This window comes from Vibrio sp. Vb1127 (assembly GCF_033338735.1).
Classification (GTDB): domain Bacteria; phylum Pseudomonadota; class Gammaproteobacteria; order Enterobacterales; family Vibrionaceae; genus Vibrio; species Vibrio alginolyticus.
On record NZ_JAWOTF010000018.1, the window covers coordinates 18,582 to 38,357 of the forward strand.

Annotated in this window: 20 protein-coding genes, 1 riboswitch and 1 other annotated feature; of the genes, 16 read left to right on the forward strand and 4 right to left on the reverse strand. The window is 44.5% G+C overall.

The features are described 5' to 3' along the window. The first annotated feature begins 1 nt into the window (after nucleotide 1). The 5 genes from R7H07_RS18930 to R7H07_RS18950 are packed head-to-tail and all read left to right on the forward strand — an operon-like array spanning nucleotide 2 to nucleotide 3,675. Entirely contained in the window at nucleotides 2-820 is an 819-nt protein-coding gene (locus R7H07_RS18930) for a DUF1365 domain-containing protein (protein ID WP_005378205.1), read from the forward strand. Further along, nucleotides 814-2,070 carry an SAM-dependent methyltransferase gene (locus R7H07_RS18935; protein WP_033905085.1) on the forward strand — a complete coding sequence of 419 codons (1,257 nt, stop codon included), beginning with the start codon at nucleotides 814-816 and terminating at the stop codon, nucleotides 2,068-2,070. The genes R7H07_RS18930 and R7H07_RS18935 overlap by 7 nt, the downstream gene beginning before the upstream one ends. Nucleotides 2,071-2,076: 6 nt before the next feature. Continuing rightward, nucleotides 2,077-2,589, forward strand: coding sequence for a DUF2878 domain-containing protein (locus R7H07_RS18940; RefSeq protein ID WP_033905086.1), 513 nt, complete (start codon nucleotides 2,077-2,079; stop codon nucleotides 2,587-2,589). Next, the gene (locus R7H07_RS18945) at nucleotides 2,549-3,142 is read left to right on the forward strand and encodes a chalcone isomerase family protein (RefSeq protein ID WP_017821712.1); all 594 of its coding nucleotides are present in this window, start codon (nucleotides 2,549-2,551) and stop codon (nucleotides 3,140-3,142) included. The genes R7H07_RS18940 and R7H07_RS18945 overlap by 41 nt, the downstream gene beginning before the upstream one ends. Continuing rightward, on the forward strand, nucleotides 3,142-3,675 hold the full coding sequence (locus R7H07_RS18950) for a DUF3833 domain-containing protein (RefSeq protein WP_114139471.1): 534 nt from the start codon (nucleotides 3,142-3,144) through the stop codon (nucleotides 3,673-3,675). The genes R7H07_RS18945 and R7H07_RS18950 overlap by 1 nt, the downstream gene beginning before the upstream one ends. A gap of 133 nt (nucleotides 3,676-3,808) precedes the next feature. Here the strand turns inward: R7H07_RS18950 and purB are convergent, their stop codons facing one another. The 3 genes from purB to mnmA all read right to left on the reverse strand — a co-directional run bounded on the left by purB (nucleotide 3,809) and on the right by mnmA (nucleotide 7,085). Continuing rightward, nucleotides 3,809-5,179 carry an adenylosuccinate lyase gene (gene purB / locus R7H07_RS18955; protein WP_005378198.1) on the reverse strand — a complete coding sequence of 457 codons (1,371 nt, stop codon included), beginning with the start codon at nucleotides 5,177-5,179 and terminating at the stop codon, nucleotides 3,809-3,811. 153 nt (nucleotides 5,180-5,332) lie between these two features. Then, nucleotides 5,333-5,950 (reverse strand): high frequency lysogenization protein HflD, encoded by a 618-nt coding sequence (hflD, locus tag R7H07_RS18960; RefSeq protein WP_005378194.1) that lies wholly within the window; start codon nucleotides 5,948-5,950, stop codon nucleotides 5,333-5,335. A gap of 10 nt (nucleotides 5,951-5,960) precedes the next feature. Further along, a complete protein-coding gene (mnmA, locus tag R7H07_RS18965; protein ID WP_005378192.1) occupies nucleotides 5,961-7,085 on the reverse strand; it encodes a tRNA 2-thiouridine(34) synthase MnmA in 1,125 nt (374 codons plus the stop codon). 188 nt (nucleotides 7,086-7,273) lie between these two features. Here mnmA and R7H07_RS18970 point away from each other — a divergent pair, with 188 nt between their 5' ends. After that, nucleotides 7,274-7,543, forward strand: coding sequence for a hypothetical protein (locus R7H07_RS18970; RefSeq protein WP_005378190.1), 270 nt, complete (start codon nucleotides 7,274-7,276; stop codon nucleotides 7,541-7,543). Nucleotides 7,544-7,660: 117 nt separating this feature from the next. Next, nucleotides 7,661-8,965 carry an inosine/guanosine kinase gene (locus tag R7H07_RS18975; protein WP_005378187.1) on the forward strand — a complete coding sequence of 435 codons (1,305 nt, stop codon included), beginning with the start codon at nucleotides 7,661-7,663 and terminating at the stop codon, nucleotides 8,963-8,965. Nucleotides 8,966-9,093: 128 nt separating this feature from the next. Here R7H07_RS18975 and R7H07_RS18980 read toward each other — a convergent pair whose 3' ends face one another. Beyond that, nucleotides 9,094-9,501: an H-NS family nucleoid-associated regulatory protein gene (locus R7H07_RS18980; protein ID WP_005378185.1), complete on the reverse strand. Its 408-nt coding sequence runs from the start codon at nucleotides 9,499-9,501 to the stop codon at nucleotides 9,094-9,096. A 582-nt stretch (nucleotides 9,502-10,083) separates the two neighbouring features. Continuing rightward, nucleotides 10,084-10,266: riboswitch (Lysine riboswitch) on the forward strand. 109 nt (nucleotides 10,267-10,375) lie between these two features. Between R7H07_RS18980 and tet(35) the strand changes: the two genes are divergently transcribed. The 9 genes from tet(35) (at nucleotide 10,376) to hisIE (ending at nucleotide 19,523) form a co-directional block, all read left to right on the forward strand. Further along, nucleotides 10,376-11,977, forward strand: coding sequence for a tetracycline efflux Na+/H+ antiporter family transporter Tet(35) (tet(35), locus tag R7H07_RS18985; RefSeq protein WP_005378182.1), 1,602 nt, complete (start codon nucleotides 10,376-10,378; stop codon nucleotides 11,975-11,977). 180 nt (nucleotides 11,978-12,157) lie between these two features. Further along, nucleotides 12,158-12,295, forward strand: a sequence feature (His leader region). A gap of 53 nt (nucleotides 12,296-12,348) precedes the next feature. Continuing rightward, nucleotides 12,349-13,245 carry an ATP phosphoribosyltransferase gene (hisG, locus tag R7H07_RS18990; RefSeq protein WP_005378180.1) on the forward strand — a complete coding sequence of 299 codons (897 nt, stop codon included), beginning with the start codon at nucleotides 12,349-12,351 and terminating at the stop codon, nucleotides 13,243-13,245. Nucleotides 13,246-13,250: 5 nt separating this feature from the next. Continuing rightward, nucleotides 13,251-14,543 (forward strand): histidinol dehydrogenase, encoded by a 1,293-nt coding sequence (gene hisD / locus R7H07_RS18995; RefSeq protein ID WP_033905089.1) that lies wholly within the window; start codon nucleotides 13,251-13,253, stop codon nucleotides 14,541-14,543. Between the two features lie 18 nt (nucleotides 14,544-14,561). After that, the gene (gene hisC, locus R7H07_RS19000; protein WP_017634689.1) at nucleotides 14,562-15,602 is read left to right on the forward strand and encodes a histidinol-phosphate transaminase; all 1,041 of its coding nucleotides are present in this window, start codon (nucleotides 14,562-14,564) and stop codon (nucleotides 15,600-15,602) included. A gap of 69 nt (nucleotides 15,603-15,671) precedes the next feature. Continuing rightward, nucleotides 15,672-16,745 (forward strand): bifunctional histidinol-phosphatase/imidazoleglycerol-phosphate dehydratase HisB, encoded by a 1,074-nt coding sequence (gene hisB, locus R7H07_RS19005; RefSeq protein ID WP_005378173.1) that lies wholly within the window; start codon nucleotides 15,672-15,674, stop codon nucleotides 16,743-16,745. Nucleotides 16,746-16,771: 26 nt separating this feature from the next. Further along, nucleotides 16,772-17,386 carry an imidazole glycerol phosphate synthase subunit HisH gene (hisH, locus tag R7H07_RS19010; RefSeq protein ID WP_017821716.1) on the forward strand — a complete coding sequence of 205 codons (615 nt, stop codon included), beginning with the start codon at nucleotides 16,772-16,774 and terminating at the stop codon, nucleotides 17,384-17,386. 12 nt (nucleotides 17,387-17,398) lie between these two features. Then, complete coding sequence (gene hisA, locus R7H07_RS19015; RefSeq protein WP_206959102.1) at nucleotides 17,399-18,136, forward strand: 1-(5-phosphoribosyl)-5-[(5-phosphoribosylamino)methylideneamino]imidazole-4-carboxamide isomerase; 738 nt, start codon at nucleotides 17,399-17,401, stop codon at nucleotides 18,134-18,136. Then, on the forward strand, nucleotides 18,118-18,891 hold the full coding sequence (gene hisF, locus R7H07_RS19020) for an imidazole glycerol phosphate synthase subunit HisF (RefSeq protein WP_004749837.1): 774 nt from the start codon (nucleotides 18,118-18,120) through the stop codon (nucleotides 18,889-18,891). The genes hisA and hisF overlap by 19 nt, the downstream gene beginning before the upstream one ends. Next, complete coding sequence (gene hisIE / locus R7H07_RS19025) at nucleotides 18,888-19,523, forward strand: bifunctional phosphoribosyl-AMP cyclohydrolase/phosphoribosyl-ATP diphosphatase HisIE (RefSeq protein WP_005533681.1); 636 nt, start codon at nucleotides 18,888-18,890, stop codon at nucleotides 19,521-19,523. The genes hisF and hisIE overlap by 4 nt, the downstream gene beginning before the upstream one ends. The last annotated feature ends 253 nt before the right edge of the window (nucleotides 19,524-19,776 follow it).

Sequence of the window (19,776 nt, forward strand, 5' to 3'; positions counted from 1 at the left end):
TATGGATAGCCAAATGAACAGCCGATTGTTTATAGGCAACGTTCGTCACCGTCGATTCACGCCTGTGAATCATGAGTTGAACTACTCTTTATTTATGCCCGCCATCGATGTAGACGAGCTCGATGCTTTAGAGAAAAAAGTATGGGGTTTTGGTTCGCGTTGGTGGCATTGGGCTCGCTTCAAGCGCAGTGATTACATTGGTGAAGGCAGCGTCAAGTCGGCAGTGCACAGCAAAATTGAAGAACTGACAGGTGTTCGCTGTACCGGCAAGGTAATCGCAGTCTGTCACTTGCGTTATCTAGGGCTTTATTTCAGTCCCGTTAATTTCTACTACGTTTATAACACGGAAGGAGAATGGAAGTATCTCCTCGCAGAGGTGAGTAACACTCCTTGGAATGAACGACATTACTACGTGGTGTCAGCAGATAAAGAAGAAGAAAAGTTTGGTTGGGAACAAGTTAAAGCATTCCATGTTTCACCATTCAACCCGATTGACCAACTCTACCGCTGGAGAATTAAACCTTTGACAGACAAGTTGAATATTCATCTTGAATGTCACAAAGGAGAGAAACACTTTGATGCCACCATGGTTATGAAAGCCAAGCCACTTTCAAGCAAAACCTTATTGAGGTGTTTGATCGTTACACCAATACAAACGGTAAAAGTAATGGTTGGTATTTATTGGCACGCATTAAAACTTTGGGTGAAAGGCGCACCTTTTTATTCTCATCCTAAATATTCAACGCATGAAGAAATAGAAGCCGATACTGAAAAAACAGACAAAAAAAATAAAAAGCACAAGGAGAATTCTGCATGTTAAATACTAGTTCTATGACATTGCCGCGTAAATTGACGACAACGCAAAAAGCGGCTCGCGGAGTTATTTTTCAATGTCTGCAAAAAATGGAAATCGGCTGCTTAACAGTTATTGAAAGTTTTAAGACGGAAACGACAGAGCGAAGCGAGCGTTTTAGTGCGCCAAATGGGGAGTACAGTGGTCAACCTGTTGTCGCTACTATAGAGGTAAAACATCCAGGCTTTTATTCACGGATCTTGCAGGGCGGCAGTATTGCTGCTGGTGAGGCTTATATGGATGGGTGGTGGGATAGCCCCGATTTAACCTCATTAATGAAACTGATGGCCCTTAACATGCGTGCTCTAGATAAACTCGAAGAGCAAGGCAGTTGGTTGACTAAAATACTGTACAAGTTCAGTCATTGGTCAAACAGAAATTCTGAAGAGAACTCACGTAAAAATATCCATGCGCATTACGACTTGGGTAACAACCTATACGAAGCGTTCCTTGATATCAATATGCTGTATTCGTCGGCGCTTTACAATCATGCGGATGACTCTCTAGAGCAGGCTCAAATCAACAAAATGGATCGTCTATGTCAGCAACTTGAGCTGAAGCCCACTGATCATGTTGTTGAAATTGGCACTGGGTGGGGCGCTATGGCGATTTACATGGCAGAACAATACGGTTGTCAGGTCACCACAACAACGATATCTGAAGAGCAACACGCGTACGCGGAGCAAAAAATCAAAGAGCGTGGCTTAGAAGACAAAATCACGCTACTCAAAGAAGATTACCGAAACCTAACCGGAACTTATGACAAGCTCGTTTCTATTGAAATGATTGAAGCTGTGGGCAAACAATTCCTGCCTTCGTACATTAAGGTCTGTGAGTCTTTATTAAAGTCCGGTGGCGTGATGGCGATTCAAGCGATTACGATTGCCGATCAGCGTTACGATTACTACAGTAACAACGTCGACTTTATCCAAAAGTACATTTTCCCGGGTGGTTTTTTACCGTCGGTAACCTCACTAACCCAAGCCACAACAAAATACAGTGACTTAGTGACGCGAGACTTGTTCGATATTGGTTTGGACTACGCCAAGACGCTGAACGAATGGCACTTACGTTTTAATCGAGCAGAGGGTGAAGTGCGCTCATTTGGCTACGACGACCGCTTTGTGCGTATGTGGCGCTACTATTTGAGCTACTGTGAAGGTGGCTTTTTGGCTCGCACGATCAGTGCAGTTCACATGACGTTTCAACGCCCGTAGTTCGTTATGAAGGTATTTCTTGCTTCGACATGGTTCCAACTCTGCTGGTTTGCAGCGGTGCTTGGAACCTATCAATGGCAATGGGTGACGTTATTCCTTACTTTGGCAACCCTACTATATTGTTTGAAAAGCGATGCATCTTCGCTCAAAAGTATTAGTGTGATCGTCACGGTCGGGCTCGTGCTTGATACGCTCAATCAACAACTCTCGGTCTTTGTCTTTCCAACCCCATGGCTGCCAGTCTGGTTATTATGCTTGTGGGTTTTGTTTTCTTGGTATGCCTATCAACTTAAGTCAATTTTGTACCGTTTCCCAAAAACCTACGTATCAATAATAGGCGGACTCGGAGGAACAGCGAGCTACTTTGCTGGCTATAAGCTCCAAGCCGTTGAATTTGGATTTAGCACTGGCGCTACACTGGCAATGTTGTTTGTCGAATGGTGCGTCATGATGCTCTTGATACTCAAGGTGTACGGAAATGAAAAGCTTGAAGAGAGACTTAACTCAGAGACTGACTAGGCTGCTTGCGTTGGTAATAGTAACTGGCTCTTTTGCTCTGCAAGCTCAACCTGTTGGAAATAGCGAAGCTGCCAGCAACATTGCGAATTGGAAGGGATGGAAAACTGTTGGAGAAGCCCAACTTACTTGGTTCATCTTCGATATTTATCACTCAAGATTAAAAGCGCCTGATGGAAAGTTCATCGTAAGCGATGACGTATCGCCACATCCCCTTGCGTTGGAAATTAATTACAAGAGAGACATCAGTAAGCAACAGCTGCTTGATGTGACGGATGAGCAGTGGGCGAAATTGGGTTTTACGGACTCATATCGAAAAGCTTGGATCAGCGAGCTCGATCGTATGTTTCCTGATATTCAAAAAGGTGACGAGCTTACTTATCTAACAGATGGAAAATCTGGTCAGCTTTTTTATAAGCAGGTTGGGGACGTGCAAGTAAAGAACGTTGGCATCATTGAAGACGAACGAATGAACGATGCATTTTTGGCTATATGGTTATCACCCAACACAGAATTTCCGAAACTCCGAAAACAATTGATAGGGCAGGTTAGATAGTGTTTAAACGAATTTTTAAAGCAGCGACTTTAGTGGCAGCTGTTTTTCTTTCGGCATGTTCCGCAGACATTGATAATTACCGCTCTTCTACACCGACTTTTGACGTATTCGGTTATTTCGAAGGCGACATAAAGGCGTGGGGGATGGTGCAAGATTATACCGGACAGCAAACGCGTCGCTTTGAGGTCGATATATCGGGTACTGTAGCGGGTGATACGCTGACGCTGGTGGAAGACTTCGTGTTTGATGACGGAGAGGTGGACCAGCGAGTTTGGGTTATCACTAGATTAGAAGACGGTCGTTATGAAGGTAAGGCAGACGATATTATAGGTGTAGCAACAGGGGAAGAGCAGGGCAATGCGCTACAGTGGCAATATGACTTTGAGCTACAAATGGAGGATTCATCAGTGACGGTTGCTTTTGATGATTGGCTTTATCGTCAGGATGACAGACACGTTTTCAATCTAACGAAAATAAAAAAGTTTGGTGTGGAAGTAGGAACAATAACCTTGTTCTTCCAAAAGCAGCCATAACAAATGGGGCTGATCTTCAATTAATAATCCATTCCATATAACTAAAATTATTTTCTCCCGACCTAACTCTCCTAACTAAAAAAGGTTGACGCTTTCGCGTCAACCTTTTAAGTATCTGGTCGTTACAGGAGTATTACAGCTTATCTGTCAGCTCGATTGCTTGACCGATATAGTTCGCTGGTGTCATCTCTTTCAGACGTGCTTTCTCGTGCTCAGGAAGCTCAAGACCGTCGATGAAGTTACGCATTGCTTCGCCGTCTACACGCTTACCACGAGTTAGCTCTTTCAGCTTCTCGTATGGCTTCTCGATGCCGTAACGACGCATAACGGTTTGTACTGGCTCAGCTAGTACTTCCCAGTTCTTGTCTAGTTCAGCAAGAAGCGCTTCACGGTTTACTTCTAGCTTGCTGATGCCTTTAAGTGTCGAAGTGTAAGCGATGATAGCGTAGCCAACACCAACACCAAGGTTACGTAGAACCGTTGAGTCAGTTAGGTCACGTTGCCAACGAGAGATAGGCAGTTTCTGTGCTAGGTGGCCGAATACAGCGTTCGCAAGACCTAGGTTACCTTCTGAGTTTTCAAAGTCGATTGGGTTAACTTTGTGAGGCATTGTTGAAGAACCGATCTCACCAGCAATAGTTTTTTGCTTGAAGTGGCCTAGTGCAATGTAACCCCAAACGTCACGGTCGAAGTCAATCAGGATAGTGTTGAAACGAGCGATAGCGTCGAACAGCTCAGCGATGTAATCGTGCGGTTCGATTTGAGTTGTGTAAGGGTTCCAAGTTACGCCTAGAGACTCTGTGATGAACTCTTCAGAGAACTTGTGCCAATCTAGCTCTGGGTAAGCAGAAAGGTGTGCGTTGTAGTTACCTACTGCACCGTTGATTTTCGCTAGGATCTCAACGTTTTCGATTTGCTTGAATTGACGCTCCATACGGTACGCCACGTTTGCCATTTCTTTACCCATAGTAGATGGAGAAGCAGGCTGACCGTGTGTACGAGATAGAAGAGGAATGTCGCGGTATTCCACTGCTAGTGCTTTGATAGCGTCGATTAGGTTACGGATTTCTGGAAGAATCACGTTCTCACGCGCTTCTTTAAGCATTAGAGCGTGTGATGTGTTGTTGATGTCTTCAGAAGTACATGCGAAGTGGAAGAACTCGTTTACTGCGTGCAGTTCAGGAACGTCTGCTACTTTCTCTTTTAGGAAGTACTCAACCGCTTTTACGTCGTGGTTAGTTGTACGCTCGATCTCTTTGATACGGCGTGCATCTTCTTCAGAGAAGTTTGCAGCAAGGTCGTCTAGGAATTGGTTTGCTTCTGCGCTAAACGCTGGCACTTCTGCAATTTCAGCAGTAGCAGCAAGCTTTTGTAGCCAGCGGATTTCAACGATAGTACGGTACTTTAGTAGACCGTATTCACTGAAAATTTCGCGTAACGCAATTGTCTTGCTTCCGTAACGGCCGTCTACTGGTGAAACAGCAGTCAATGCTGACAGTTCCATGATGTTCTCCTGAATTGGGTTTCTAAATTTCGTGAGCTTTATACCAATAACTGTGGCAATTGTCACGAATATTGCGCAAACGTTTGCGCGAGATTTGTTTTAGTCGAAAAAAATGAGCTCGCGATAAACGCGAGCTGCTTATTTGATATTTTACTACAGACGAGCAAGAAGGATTTGTGCTTGCTCTACCATCTTCTTGCGCCCGAAGATTAGGTGGCGACGCTTACCACCAACTTGACGCCAAAGAACTGCACTACGAATGCCAGATAACAACAGCGCACGAACTTTGTGTTGGCTTGCCGTCTGCTGCAGTACAGATGGCGTGCCCGTTACTTGAATGCGTGGGCCAATAGGGCTAACGACATCCAGATAGATGCTCGCTAAATTGCTGATCATTTGATCGTCTAGTAGCTCAAAGTGCTCTGATTGACGCTTGGCCATTTGAATACGATCGCCAAGCTGAGACATAGCATCGTTACGAGAGCTTAACTTACGTTCTAACGCCATTAAACTAATAATGTAACGAGTAATTTCACTGCCTGATGGTGTGCTATCAATCCCTTTAACCAAGCATTCTAGGCCGAGCTTTAGATCGGCTTCGCGACCGAATACGCCAACTGTGTTAGCAGGGTTCGTGCTCAAAATAGCGTTGATTGATGTTTCAAAAGCATCTTGATCACAATGTCCGTTTCTCGCTACCTGTTGAACTAAAGCAACAGCTTGGCAAATCCCAGCGAAAGCGATAGTACGGTCATAAAGTGTATTCGCCACGTAACGACTCCTAAGCTTGAGAATATTTAATGCGTTGCTCGATGATGCCGCCACCTAGGCACACGTCACCTTTGTAGAACACTGCTGATTGACCTGGAGTTACAGCAATTTGTGGCTCGTCAAAGATAACTTTAATGTTTTCATCATCGATAGGGATGATTGTACAAGGAATATCTTCCTGACGGTAACGAGTTTTCACTGTGCACTTCATAACATCGCGAATTGGCTCACGATCTACCCAGTGAAGTTGTGATGCAAGTAGACCTTCTGATTTTAACATTGGATGGTCTTTACCTTGAACGGCAATCAAAACGTTACGTTCTAGATCTTTCTCACCAACGAACCATGGGTCCTCGTTACCACCGCCGCCTTTACGGCCACCGATGTGTAGACCTTTACGCTGACCAAGCGTGTGGTACATCAGGCCTTGATGTTGACCAATCACTTCGCCTTCAGGTGTTTCGATGTTGCCTGGTTGAGCTGGAAGGTAGCGACCTAGGAATTCAGTAAACTTGCGTTCGCCGATGAAACAAATACCCGTAGAGTCTTTCTTCTTCGCCGTGATTAGATCTTGCTCTTCCGCAATGCGGCGCACTTCTGGCTTCTCTAGGTCACCAACAGGGAATAGGCTACGTGCGATTTGCTCGTTGCTTAATGTGTACAGGAAGTAGCTTTGATCTTTGTTGCCATCTAGACCACGTAGCATCTGTGGTTTTTCACCATTTTCTGGGAAAGAGCGACGCACATAGTGGCCCATTGCAATGTAATCAGCATCAAGTACTTCATCAGCGAATTCTAGGAATGCTTTGAACTTGATTTCTTTGTTACAAAGAATGTCAGGGTTCGGAGTACGGCCAGCTTTGTATTCAGCAAGGAAGTACTCAAATACGTTATCCCAGTATTCGGCAGCAAAGTTGATAGTGTGTAGGTGGATGCCTAGCTTGTCACATACTGCCTGAGCGTCAGCAAGATCTTCTGCCGCTGTACAATATTCTTCGTTGTCATCTTCTTCCCAGTTCTTCATGAAAAGGCCTTCTACTTGGTAGCCTTGCTGCTTTAGAAGATACGCGGAAACAGATGAATCAACGCCGCCGGACATACCGACGATGACTTTCTTTTGGCTGTTATCAGACATTACTAAACACCACTTAAATAAACGGGATGCAGATTCTATCAGAATCCACAGACCGGTGACAGATCCGAGATCGAAATCACAATTCGTTTCGCTGGATTTTTCTTCAACAAAGATTCGAACGAGTAATTTCGCAAGTATAGAAGAGGTATATATGGCATAGTTGGCCAAAATCCAAGAGGAAACACCAAATGACAGAAGAAAACCAATTTATGCAAGAAAGTGAGTTGATTGAAATTGTGGAAAATCAGCTCGAAGATGGCAACCCGCTTAAAGTAAAAGAAACCCTTATGCGTTTAATGATGACTGGCACACCACGTGAAGATGCGGTTGCGATGATGGCATGTGCGATGTCAATTGAGATTTTTGATGTAATGAAGAATGAAGGTGAGTTCAACCTAAAGCGTTATAGCGAGCACCTTGAGCAACTACCAGATCTCAGCTTTATGGAAGGTGAATAAGCCACCTAAAAGAAAAAAGCTGTCAGCAAACGTTTGCTATAATCGCTTTTATTGCTGCTTTATTATTAGCGGTATAGAATCCGCTCTCCTTTTCATCCCCTTACTCAGACTGACAATATGAAATTTCCTGGACAACGCAAATCGAAGCACTATTTTCCTGTTCATGCTCGTGACCCGCTGGTGAGCCAAGCACAAGAAAGCAAGAAGATGACGCGCACTCACATCATTGGTATTGACCAAACCTTGGTTGATATTGAAGCAAAAGTTACAACGGATGTGATTGAAAAGTACGGTCTGAGTAAAGGTCACTCTCTGGTTATCGATGACGAAAGAGCAGAAGAGTTATACCAGCAACTGAAAGAAGAGAACTTGATTACCAATGAGTATGCGGGCGGTACAATTGGTAACACGCTACATAACTACTCCGTGCTAGCGGATGACCGCTCCACACTACTTGGAGTGATGAGCCAGGATATTAAGATTGGCAGCTACGGTTACCGTTATCTTTGTAATACATCAAGCCGCATGGACTTGAACTACCTACAAGGTGTAGATGGTGCAATTGGCCGTTGTTTTGCTCTTATCACAGAAGACGGTGAACGTACTTTTGCTATCAGCGAAGGGCAAATGAACCAACTCCATCCTGATAGCATTCCAGAGAAAATCTTTAAAAATGCATCAGCACTTGTACTGACGTCATATCTAGTACGTTGCAAAGACGGCGACCCAATGCCGGAAGCAACAATGAAAGCAATTGAGTACGCGAAAAAGAATGATGTGCCTGTTGTTCTGACTTTAGGCACAAAGTTTGTTATTCAAGATGACCCTAAATATTGGCAAGAATTCATTCGAGATAACGTTTCAGTCGTTGCGATGAATGAAGATGAAGCAGAAGCACTGACGGGGGAATCTGATCCACTTGCTGCGTCTGATAAAACATTGGAGTGGGCTGATCTAGTATTGTGCACGGCGGGTCCTGTAGGTCTATTTATGGCTGGGTATACGGAGGATAGCGCGAAGCGCGAAACTTCTTTGCCATTACTTCCAGGGTCAATTGCTGAATTTAATCGTTATGAATTCAGTCGTCCGGCGAAAAAAGACTCATGCGAGACGCCAATAAAAGTGTACTCGCATATCTCGCCATATATGGGTGGCCCAGAAAAAATTAAGAATACAAATGGCGCAGGTGATGCTGCGTTATCTGCTGTTCTTCATGATATGGCAGCAAATAAATACCATAAAGAAAATGTGCCTAATTCAAGCAAGCACAGTAACGAGTATTTAACTTACTCTTCTTTTTCTCAAGTCTGCAAATACGCAAACCGTGCTAGCTACGAAGTTCTCGTGCAACATTCACCACGATTGTCGCGCGGACTTCCTGAGCGAGAAGATAGTCTAGAAGAAGCATACTGGGAACGTTAATACGAAGCGATTTAATTAACTATTCTGTAACTAAAGTAAAAGGCACATTAAGAAATGTGCCTTTTTTATTTGTAATGGTTTAAATAAAAAAGGCTCCCTATGGGAGCCTTTTAAAAAATAGCACGGATCTAGATTAGGAACTCATCCAGAGATTTACCTGCATCAAGTTGCTCTTGAATCGCCGAAGGTGTACGACCTTGGCCAGTCCAAGTTTTCTCATTACCGTTTGAATCTGTGTATTTGTATTTAGCAGGGCGAGGTGCGCGCTTCGCTTTGCCTTTCGTCTTAGTTTCGCCAGATAGCGCAGTAATAAGTGCTTCTACGTCAATACCGTCTTGAGCGATTTTCTCAGCAATCTCTGCAAGCTTAGCTTCTTGCTCTGCTTGTGCTGCGCGTTCTGCTTCTTCTGCTTCACGACGCTCATCTACGACAGTAGTGAGTTTATCTAGAGCTTCTTCCAATTGTTCTAGAGTCAGCTCACGAGAAAATGCACGAAGGCTACGGATATTTAGAAGGGTTTTAGTCAGCTCTGACATAACGATTCCTATTAAAAGGTTAATGTGTTGGGCACTTTTTATCGTTACGATTAAATAATGCCAATCTATAAATAAACAAAGAGTCCTTATATTTAACTTTATCTTTTCCTTATGTGCAAATGCTAAATCAAGATTTTGTTTAAATTTGACTATTTTTTAAAGCAATTAATATTATTACACTCGAAATAAATCATTATTAGATGAGAACTAAAATCAACAATCATTATTGTATAGAGAGAGTGACAGCTTGGTTTTTTATAAAAAAATTTGAGTTATTACTTAAAAATATGAAGCATCCATCTTTAATGCTGTGTCATATATCCTTAATTTATTGATATAAGATAAACCATGATATTTCTAAGGTAGTAATAATGTTTCATAAATAACATGATTGATGTGATTTCAGTTGCACAAAACTTATGGAAGTAGGCAAGGTTTATAAATTATCTCAGTCATTATTTATTTGTTTAATTTAGTTTGATGTGTTGCATTGACTCTCATCATAAGTACAATGGCTGCCACCTGATGCAATATTGCAGACAATTTGTTGTTAATTTGTACAGTTAGTGGTTAATTGTTTGTTGTTGCCGTAGAGGCGCGGTCTCGAAGAGTAGCTATTATTGGGGTGATGCCAATGAATAATAGTGGAAGGCGAAGATTGCCGAAGTAAGTAACTCATCAAAGTTACTTGCTGGGGTTGTATCTGAAAGGAACAACACTGCCATAGTATATATTCACATTAAACTATGGAGCGCTACTGTAGGGTTGGGTGGAGTGTTCGCTTCCCTGTCGCTAAGTTCAACATGAGCACGTATCGTATGCTACGTGACTTGTCTGCAGTAGATCTCTAGCCAAACTTTGGTTTTTGAAGATCATGAATTTAATAGATTTTTCTAGTTCTCCTGTTTCATTATTGCCACCTATTGTCGCTTTGACTTTGGCGATTTTGACTCGACGTGTATTAGTTTCCTTGGGTGTAGGTATCGTGCTAGGTGCGGTGCTACTTAATAGCTGGTCTATCAGCGACACCGCAGGTTACGTCAGTTCTCAAGTTTCTTCTGTCTTTATTGAAGATGGCGGAATTAACACTTGGAACATGAGCATTGTTGGTTTCCTAATCTTATTAGGTATGACAACAGCTTTATTAACGCTATCTGGCGGTACTCGTGCTTTTGCTGAATGGGCACAATCTCGAGTGAAGAGTAAACGCGGCTCCAAACTTCTTGCCGCCTTTTTAGGCGTATTCATTTTTGTCGATGATTACTTTAATAGCCTTGCTGTTGGTGCGATCTCTCGCCCAGTAACCGATCGCTTTTATGTGTCTCGCGCTAAGCTTGCGTACATTCTAGACTCAACCGCTGCTCCAATGTGTGTAATTATGCCTGCTTCTAGCTGGGGTGCTTACATTATTACTATTATTGGCGGGATCTTAGTCTCACATGGGATCACAGAGTATTCGGCTCTTGGCGCATATGTTCGTCTTATTCCAATGAACTTCTACGCCGTTTTTGCGCTGCTAATGGTGTTCGCTGTTGCGTGGTTTGGTCTTGATATTGGTAAAATGCGTGAGCATGAGATCTCTGCATCGCAAGGTCGTGGCTTTGATAAAGACAAAGAAAATGACTCGCAAGAAGCGCATGACCTAAACGAAGAGCTAGATATCCGTGAAAGTGAAAAGGGTAAAGTGTCAGATTTGATACTTCCTATCGTGACGCTGATTATCGCGACTATCGCTTCAATGCTTTACACGGGTGGCCAAGCATTGGCTGCTGATGGTAAGGAGTTTGCGCTTCTTGGTGCTTTTGAAAATACAGATGTAGGTACATCACTAATCTACGGTAGCTTGCTTGGCTTAGCAGTTGCACTGTTTACTGTTGTGAAGCAAGGTCTACCAATGGCTGAGATCGCACGTACACTTTGGATTGGTGCTAAGTCTATGTTTGGTGCGATTCTAATCTTAGTATTTGCCTGGACCATTGGTTCTGTTATCGGTGATATGAAGACAGGTACTTACCTTTCGACAATGGCGCAGGGCAATATCAACCCTCATTGGCTCCCAGTTATCCTATTCTTGTTGTCTGGCCTAATGGCGTTCTCAACAGGTACTTCATGGGGTACGTTCGGCATCATGCTTCCAATCGCTGGAGACATGGCTGGCGCAACAGACGTAGCGCTAATGCTACCGATGCTGAGTGCGGTTTTAGCTGGTGCGGTATTCGGTGACCATTGTTCACCAATCTCAGATACGACTATCCTGTCATCGACGGGTGCACGTTGTAACCACATTGATCACGTATCAACACAGCTACCTTATGCATTATCAGTCGCGCTTGTTTCATGCGTCGGCTTTATTGCCCTTGGTATGACTGCTTCAATTGCGTTCTCGTTCATTGCAGCGTCGATAACATTCGTTATCGTTTGCGCTATTTTGTCATGGCTTTCAAAGTCTAAAATAGCGTCTTGCCAGAGTGCGTAATTCACTGATTTAAAAAGTAAATTTATAGGAGGCTTCGGCCTCCTTTTTTATTTGTATTATACAATTCGAATTTTTTTAAAATTAAGGGTTGAAAAAAGTAATCAGCTTGGTTAGTGTGGTTGGTAACAAAGCAAATGAGAAGAGCCTTGAAATAAGTATGCGTAATTTTGTAATGAACATTCATCACCATCATCACCCAATCTAGTCTTTCGGGCGATGTACGCATACCCGGGAGGCAGGAAACTCCCGGAGGTAAAATCAAAGTAAAAGCAGATTTTAAACCCTCGGGAGACTTCAATCTCCCGAGGGTTTTTTAGTTTTATTAGTTTGAAAAATACTTAGATATCAAAATCTTGCATAGGGACAAAGCAATGCAAACACAACGTTTAAGAATCGCAATTCAGAAAAAAGGTCGTCTTAGCAAAGAGAGTCAAGCTCTACTAAAACAGTGCGGCGTAAAGTTCAACGTGATGGGCGAGCGTTTAGTTGTCCATTCTGAAAATATGCCAATTGATTTACTCTTGGTTCGTGACGACGACATCCCAGGTTTAATTATGGATGGCGTTGTTGACCTTGGCTTTATTGGCGAAAATGAACTAGAAGAAGTTCGCCTTGACCGCAAAGCATTAGGTGAACCCTGCGAGTTTGTTCAGCTTCGTCGACTTGATTTTGGTGGCTGTCGTTTATCTATCGCAATCGACAAGGACGAAGAGTACAACGGTCCACAAGACTTAGCTGGCAAGCGTATTGCTACAACGTATCCTCAACTTCTAAAAGCGTACATGGATGAAGCCGGCGTTCCATTCTCTACATGTATGCTGACAGGCTCTGTAGAAGTTGCGCCTCGCGCGGGTCTCGCTGATGCTATCGCTGATTTGGTTTCTACAGGTGCAACACTGGAAGCGAACGGCCTTAAAGAAGCTGAAATTATCTTCAAATCAAAAGCGACATTGATTCAACGCACAGGTGAGTTCGACGCAGACAAAGTGGCGCTAATCGAAAAGCTGTTAACTCGCATGCAAGGCGTGCAGCAAGCGAAAGAATCTAAGTACATTATGCTTCACGCCCCAGCAGAGAAGTTAGATCAAATTAAAGCGCTACTGCCAGGTGCTGAAGACCCAACTGTTCTTCCTCTTTCTGCAGATAAGCAGAAAATGGCTGTTCACTTGGTGAGTTCTGAAAACCTGTTCTGGGAAACAATGGAACAGCTGAAAGAGTTGGGCGCAAGTTCAATTCTCGTTCTACCAATTGAAAAAATGATGGAGTAAGCATCATGAGAACAGTCGTTTGGCAATCATTAAGTGAGAATCAGCAAGACTCTATTTTGGAGCGCCCTGCTATTGCAGAAGGTGCCAATATCACCACTGCTGTGGCCGAAGTTATTGCTAAAGTTCGAGAAGAAGGTGACTCTGCTCTTATTGAGCTGACAGAAAAGTTTGACCGTGTTAAGCCTGAATCCATTCGTGTTTCTTCTCAGGAAATTAAGGCAGCGTCAGAGCGTTTGTCAGAGTCAATGAAGAGCGCACTAGAGCAAGCTTACGCCAATATTTCTAAGTTCCACAAAGCGCAAAAGCCGCAACCGATCAAGGTGGAAACGCAGCCAGGTGTTCTTTGTGAACAAGTAACACGTCCAATTCAAAAAGTGGGTTTGTACATTCCTGGTGGAAGTGCGCCTTTGCCATCGACTGTTTTGATGCTCGGCGTTCCTGCAAAAATTGCAGGTTGTCGTAAAGTCGTTCTTTGTTCTCCACCGCCAATCGCTGATGAGATCCTTTATGTCGCGAAGCTGTGTGGCATTGATGAAGTGTACAACGTCGGTGGTGGCCAAGCAGTTGCTGCAATGGCTTATGGCACCGAGACTGTATCGAAAGTAGATAAGATCTTTGGTCCGGGCAACGCTTACGTGACCGAAGCAAAACGACAGGTTAGCAATGATTTCCGCGGTGCTGCGATTGATATGCCAGCAGGGCCATCAGAAGTTCTTGTGATTGCCGATGAAACCGCAGATGCAGACTTTATCGCTGCGGATCTTTTGAGCCAAGCAGAACACGGTCCTGATTCTCAAGTGGTATTGGTGACTCCTTCTCCTGTGATTGCTGATCAAGTGACGGATGCGGTTCAACGTCAGCTTAAGGAGCTATCTCGTGCAGACATCGCAGAAAAGGCTCTGGCATCAAGCTTGATCATTATTTCCGAGTCGATGACGCAGTCAGTTTCTATTTCCAATTACTACGGTCCTGAGCACTTGATTGTTCAGACTAAGAACCCTCGTGAGCTTCTACCTCTACTTGATAATGCAGGCTCTATCTTCCTTGGGGATTGGTCGCCTGAATCTGCGGGAGATTACGCGTCGGGGACTAACCACGTCCTTCCTACTTACGGTTACACACGTACTTATTCAAGCTTAGGTTTGGCGGATTTCTCTAAACGAATGACGGTTCAGGAGCTTTCTGCTGATGGTTTAAAGAACCTTGCACCAACGGTAGTCACGATGGCTGAAGCGGAAGGTCTGGACGCTCACAAACGTGCTGTTACTATCCGCGTAGAAAAATTAGCAAGTAAGTAAGAATAAGAGAGTAATGAGATGGAAAAGCTAGCGCGTAAACAAGTCCAACAGCTTACCCCTTATATGTCGGCTCGCCGAATCGGTGGTACGGGTGACGTATGGCTAAATGCCAACGAATCACCATTTAACAATGAATACAAAACAGACTTTGCTCGTCTTAATCGTTACAGCGAATGCCAACCGAAAGAACTGATTTCCGCTTACGCAGCGTATGCGGGTGTTAAACCAGAACAAACACTGACTTCTCGCGGCGCAGACGAAGGTATTGAGTTATTAATTCGTGCATTCTGTGAGCCGGGTGAAGATGCGATTCTTTACTGCCCACCAACTTACGGTATGTACGCCATCAGTGCAGAAACCATCGGTGTAGAGCGCAAAACCGTGCCGCTAACGTCAGATTGGCAACTAGACCTTGCAGGCATCGAAGCTAATCTGGATAACGTGAAACTGGTTTTTGTATGTTCGCCAAACAACCCAACGGGTAACTTGGTTAAGCGTGAGGACATTGTGTCTCTGCTTGAGATGACAAAAGACCGTGCAATCGTGGTGATGGATGAAGCGTACATCGATTTTTGTCCAGAAGCGTCAACGGTAGACCTACTGGCGCAATACCCGAATCTTGCGATTCTGCGTACTCTGTCGAAAGCTTTTGCGCTTGCAGGTCTGCGTTGTGGATTTACGCTTGCGAACGAAGAGCTTATTAATGTACTTCTTAAAGTTATCGCACCTTACCCAGTCCCAGTTCCAGTGGCAGAAATTGCGACTCAGGCGCTTTCGGAAGCTGGTTTAGCACGAGCGAAGTTTCAAGTTCTCGATTTGAATGCAAACCGTGCTTACTTGCAAGTTGGCCTTTCAATGATTCCGGGTTTGGAAGTGTTTGAAGGGTGGGGGAACTACCTATTGGTGAAATTCCCAGATGGCGATGACCTTTTCAAAGCGGCTTGGGATACGGGCATTATTTTGCGTAACTCGCCAATTGAAAACTGTGTGCGTATCAGTGTGGGTAACCGTGACGAGTGCGAAAAAACGCTTGGATTTATTAGAAACTACTACGCATAAATAGAGACAGAATTTATCGCTCTCGCTCAATAGCGGGAGCGCCAAAAGAATAGCAATAAGGAAGTTCGAGTGAGCAAACAACAAAAAATCCTTTTTATTGATCGTGATGGCACCTTAATTGTTGAGCCGCCGATAGATTTTCAAGTAGACCGTTTAGATAAGCTAAAACTAGAACCATTTGTTATCCCAAGCCTGCTGTCGTTGCAGGATGCAGGATATCGTCTAGTGATGGTCACGAACCAAGATGGTTTGGGTACAGACAGCTACCCACAAGCTGATTTTGATGCACCGCACAACATGATGATGGAGATCTTTGAGTCTCAAGGTGTGAAGTTCGATGACGTACTGATTTGTCCTCACTTTGATGAAGATAACTGCTCTTGCCGTAAGCCTAAACTAGGCTTGGTAAAAGAGTATCTTCAAGGTGGCAAAGTAGATTTCCAAAACTCTGTTGTGATTGGCGATCGTCAAACCGATCTTCAACTTGCAGAAAACATGGCAATTCGTGGTATTCAATACAACCCAGAAACCATGGGCTGGAAACAGATCCTAAAAGATCTCACAGTGAAGGCGCGCGTGGCTGAAGTGGTCCGCACCACAAAAGAAACAGACATCAAAGTATTCGTTAATCTTGACGAGCAAGGCGGTAATGACATTTCTACAGGTCTTGGCTTTTTTGACCACATGCTGGATCAAATCGCGACGCACGGTGGATTCCAAATGGTGTGCAAAGTGGAAGGTGACCTGCACATTGATGATCACCACACAGTGGAAGATACCGCTCTTGCGTTAGGTCAAGCGTTGAAGGAAGCACTGAGTGACAAGCGTGGTATTGGTCGCTTTGGCTTTAGCTTGCCAATGGATGAGTGTTTGGCGCAATGCGCACTAGACCTATCAGGTCGTCCTTACCTTAAGTTCGACGCGCAGTTTAGTCGTGAGCAAGTGGGTGATCTTTCAACAGAGATGGTGGTTCACTTCTTCCGCTCTCTGACTGACACATTAGCGTGTACGTTGCACCTTTCTTCTGCGGGCAACAATGATCACCACATCATTGAAAGTCTATTTAAAGCGTTTGGTCGTACGTTACGCCAAGCAATCAAAGTAGAAGGCACTGAGCTACCAAGTAGTAAAGGCGTGCTTTAAGGCTAACGTTAGCAAGGAGAAAAACAGTGACAGAACAGAAAGTTGTCATTATCGATACTGGCTGTGCCAACGTTTCTTCGGTGAAGTTTGCCATTGAACGCCTAGGCTATGACGTAACGATTTCAAAAGATCCGCAAGTCGTATTATCCGCAGATAAGCTATTCCTACCGGGTGTGGGAACCGCCAGCGAAGCGATGAAGAACCTAGAAGAGCGCGATCTGATCAGCTTGGTAAAACAGGTAGAAAAGCCATTACTAGGTATCTGTTTAGGCATGCAACTGTTGGGCAAAGTGTCTCAAGAGAAAGGGCAGAAAGCCGACGAGTTAGTTGAGTGTCTTGGACTTTGTGATGGCGAAGTGAAGCTACTACAAACTGGCGATTTGCCGTTGCCGCATATGGGGTGGAACACGGTCTCTGCAAAAGCAGGTAATCCACTTTTCAAAGATATTGAAGAAGGAGAGTATTTCTACTTCGTGCACAGCTTTGCGATGCCTGTTGGGGATTACACGATTGCGGAATGTGAATACGGCAACCCGTTCACAGCAGCAGTACAAAGCGGTAACTATTACGGCGTGCAATTCCACCCTGAGCGTTCTTCAAAAGCGGGCGCGAAGCTTATTCAAAACTTCTTAGAATTATAAAAGGGATTTAGTGTGATTATTCCAGCTCTTGATTTAATTGAAGGACAGGTGGTTCGCCTTTATCAAGGTGATTACGGCCAAGTAACTGAGTACAAAGTCGACCCAGCAGAGCAGTTCAACTTGTACCACCAAGCTGGTGCTAACTGGCTGCACTTGGTGGATTTAACTGGCGCGAAAGACACGACAGCACGTCAACTTGATTTAATTGCAAAGCTACTAGCAAGCACGCCAGCGAACATCCAAATCGGTGGCGGAGTGCGCACAGAGCAAGACGTGATTGATCTGCTAGAAGCGGGGGCTCAGCGTGTTGTCGTTGGCTCAACAGCAGTAAAACAGCCAGAGCTTGTGAAAGGTTGGATGGAAAAATACGGTGCAGAGAAAATCGTTCTCGCGCTAGACATCAACATCGATCAAGACGGCACACGTAAAGTAGCGATTTCTGGTTGGCAAGAAGATTCAGGCGTGACTATCGAAGCTCTGATCAACGATTACCTGACGGCAGGTTTGCAGCACGTGCTTTGTACGGACATTTCTCGTGACGGTACGCTAGAAGGCTCAAACGTAGAGCTTTATGTCGACCTATGTAAACAGTACCCACAAGTGCAGTTCCAATCTTCAGGCGGCATCGGCTCATTAGCGGATATCGAAGCACTAAAAGGCAGCGGTGTGGCTGGCGTGATTGTTGGTCGCGCGCTGTTAGATGGTAAGTTCACAGCAGAGGAGGCATTTGCATGCTGGCAAAGCGAATAATTCCATGTCTTGATGTTCGTGATGGACAAGTGGTAAAGGGCGTTCAGTTCCGTAATCACGAGATCATTGGCGACATCGTTCCTCTGGCACAGCGTTATGCGGAAGAGGGCGCAGACGAGCTTGTGTTCTACGACATTACTGCTTCAAGTGATGGGCGTGTCGTTGACAAAAGTTGGGTCGCTCGCGTTGCTGAAGTGATTGATATTCCCTTCTGTGTGGCTGGTGGTATTAAATCAGCGGAAGACGCGGCGCGCATTCTTGAGTTTGGTGCAGACAAAGTGTCTATCAACTCACCTGCCTTGGCGAACCCGCAATTGATTACTGACCTTGCTGATAAGTTTGGTGTGCAATGTATCGTCGTTGGTATCGATTCATACTACGACAAAGAGACCGGCAAGTATCAGGTTTACCAGTTTACTGGCGATGAAGAACGCACCAAAGCAACTCAATGGGAAACGCGTGATTGGGTGCAAGAAGTACAAAAACGCGGCGCTGGTGAAATCGTACTGAACATGATGAACCAAGACGGCGTACGTAACGGCTACGATATTGAACAACTTAATATGGTGCGTGAAGTGTGTAACGTGCCATTGATTGCATCGGGTGGTGCAGGTGCCATGGAGCACTTCGCAGAAGCCTACCAAAAAGCAAATGTGGATGGCGCGCTTGCCGCATCGGTATTCCACAAGCAAGTCATCAATATTGGTGAACTAAAGCAGTATTTGAAACAACAAGGCATTGAGGTACGACTATGAGTGTGAAAGCCGCCGAAGTAAGTTCGCTAGCTGAGCGAATCAACTGGGAAAAGGTGGATGGTCTGGTACCTGCCATCGTACAAGATTTCCAATCAAGCCAAGTGCTGATGATGGGTTACATGAACCAAGATGCGTTGGCAAAAACGGGCGAAACGGGTCAAGTGACGTTTTTCTCTCGAACTAAACAGCGTCTTTGGACGAAAGGTGAGACTTCCGGTAATGTATTGCAATTGGTGAACATGCAGCTAGATTGCGACAACGATACGCTACTGGTTAAGGTGAATCCCATTGGTCCTACGTGCCACTTGGGTAATACAACTTGCTGGGATGTGGACCCTCAAGAGGAGTCACAAATGGTGTGGCTTCATCAACTTGAGCAGCTATTGGCTGCCCGCAAGAGTGCCGACCCAGATTCCTCTTATACTGCCAGTCTTTATGCCCGTGGCACCAAGCGTATTTCGCAAAAAGTGGGCGAAGAAGGCGTTGAAGTCGCGCTTGCGGCGACGTCGGGCGATAAGGCGGAGTTAGTGTGTGAATCAGCAGATTTGATTTATCACTTAATGGTATTGCTTCAAGACCAAGGCTTATCGATGAATGACGTAGTGAACAAACTGAAAGAGCGTCATAAGTAAGCTTGCTATAGATAAGTGAAAGCCCCTATGCTCTCGAGCCTAGGGGCTTTTTTAATTTAGTGTTCTTGATTCGGGGTAAAAACCGGCAACAGTGCTAGTAGCGATTAGATTCTGAATCACACTCGTTCCTCGCCGTTCAGAATGACGGTATATTTTCTAATGGTGCTTGCAGTAGAGTTATTTACTTCAAACAGGTACATATATTCACGTTATTCCGACGAGCTTAGGTGAGGTCAGGAATCTCATTAAAGCG